Origin of the sequence: Herbaspirillum sp. B65 (assembly GCF_000333555.1) — a bacterium.
In the GTDB taxonomy this organism is placed as follows: domain Bacteria; phylum Pseudomonadota; class Gammaproteobacteria; order Burkholderiales; family Burkholderiaceae_D; genus Herbaspirillum; species Herbaspirillum rubrisubalbicans.
The window spans coordinates 1-1,888 of the sequence record NZ_BADI01000565.1; the positions used below are offsets into that span (position 1 = coordinate 1).

2 protein-coding genes are annotated in these 1,888 nt (G+C 58.5%); one reads left to right on the forward strand and one right to left on the reverse strand.

Annotation, left to right across the window (positions count from 1 at the left end; genetic code table 11):
- Window positions 1-509 precede the first annotated feature (509 nt).
- A complete protein-coding gene (locus I5W_RS13745; RefSeq protein WP_044529646.1) occupies window positions 510-1,184 on the forward strand; it encodes a response regulator transcription factor in 675 nt (224 codons plus the stop codon).
- A 137-nt stretch (window positions 1,185-1,321) separates the two neighbouring features.
- Here the strand turns inward: I5W_RS13745 and I5W_RS13750 are convergent.
- Window positions 1,322-1,888 (reverse strand): dihydrodipicolinate synthase family protein (locus tag I5W_RS13750; RefSeq protein ID WP_044529647.1); only part of this gene is annotated, 567 nt, incomplete at its 5' end.

Here is a 1,888-nt window from a genome sequence, read left to right on the forward strand (position 1 = left end):
ATGTGTGCCTCATCGTGAATCAGCGGAACTTACCGCGAAAATTCCAAGAGACGAAGCGAAAATGGCCGTGTGGAAAATATTTTTCCCGTCATCAAAACTATATGATTAAACAGCAAAACTTCATCGAAGAAATGCTGAAAAAAATTCGAGGACGATGCGCGGAGGATGCAATTAAAGTGAGAGGAGATAGCGGGTAGCTGATGTCATTTCCCGATCACTGGTAAGTACTTTGCCGTGAAAATCCAAGGCGGCAGACCTGATGAAGATGTCTTCACCAGGGCCCGTTCCTCAGCGCGTGTAAATATTTTTCCTCATATCAGAAAGATGCGCCTGAGTCTCAAAACCCGAACCGAAAAAAACGCAATTTCCTGGGCTAAATTTCTTCTCCGTCACGCCGTTGGCATCGACAGAAGCAGAGCATCGGCGGCATGACAAGGTTCGGTTCAAGCGTCGGCGCCATGGGTTGGGGGGGCCGGCATGTCATGGGAAATGGAACAGGGGAGGGCTGGATGGCCAGCATATTGTTGATCGAAGACATCTTGAGAAGTTATCGCAATAGTACCGTGTGCAGCTTCCTGGAAACGCAGGGACACAAGGTCAGCCGCATCATGGCTGACGAAGAAGAATTGATGATGCCCACGCAACTGGGGGATATCGCCATCGTCAACGTGGGGCGAGCGAGCGGTGCGGGTTATGCGCTCACGCAGCAGTTGCGCAACGCCAATGTGCGCATGGGCATCCTGCTGCTGGCGTCGGCCCAGGAGAGTGCGACTACGCGCATCTCCGGCTTGGATCACGGGGCAGATTTCTGCGAAGCCCTGCCGGAGAAGTTGGAACTGATCAATGCCTATATCGAGGTGATGCTGCGGCGGGTGGCGCCGGAGGCGTGGCGGCTCGACACTGCCGCGCGGACCTTGCGTGCCCCCCAGCATGATGCGGTGGAAATCAATTCCCGCGAGGTGGCGCTGTTGAAGGTATTGGCCAACAGCAGTCGGCACGCCGCGGATCGATGCGCCATTGCCCATGCCTTTGGGGTGGAATGGGTCAGCTTCGATGAGCGCGTGCTGGAAAAGACCGTCAGCCGGCTGCGTCGCAAGTGGCGCGACAGTACCATGTACGACCTGCCGCTGCGCACCGTGCACGGCGTGGGGTACTGCTTCACCGAGGCGATCCAGGCCTGCTAGGTCGCAGCGATGAGAGCGCGAGTGCACCATGAACAACGGGAGCCTTGGCTCCCGTTGTTCATGGTCTCAGTGTCTCTCAGCACTTGTCAGAGTTCAGAGATCAGAGTTCAGAGATCAGAACTCTGAGATCAGAGTGCTTACTTGCCCCAGCTCAGCACCATCGGATCCAGACGGCGCGCCACGCGCAGCAGGCCCTCGCGCACCTTGGGGTGCAGCGGCGCCTGCGGATGGCGCAGCATGTCGGACTTGATCACGCCGCCGGCGAGCATGAGCGCCTTGCAGGCCGACAGGCCGCACTGGCGGTTTTCGTAGTTGATCAGCGGCAGCCATTGCATGTAGAGCTCGGCAGCCTTTTCGGTATCGCCGGCGAAGTAGGCGTCGACGATCTTGCGGATGCCGTCCGGATAGCCGCCACCGGTCATGGCGCCGGTGGCGCCGCCGTCCAGGTCGGGGATCAGGGTGATGGCTTCTTCTCCATCCCAGGGGCCGACCACGGCCTCACCGCCCAGTTCGATCAGCTCGCGCAGCTTGGAGGCGGCACCTGCGGTTTCGATCTTGAAGTAGGAGACGTTCTCGATTTCCTTGGCCATGCGCGCCAGGAAGGGCGCCGACAGCGGGGTGCCGCCCACCGGGGCATCCTGGATCATGATGGGGATGTCGATGGCGTCGGAGACGCGACCATAGAATTCATAGATCTGTTTTTC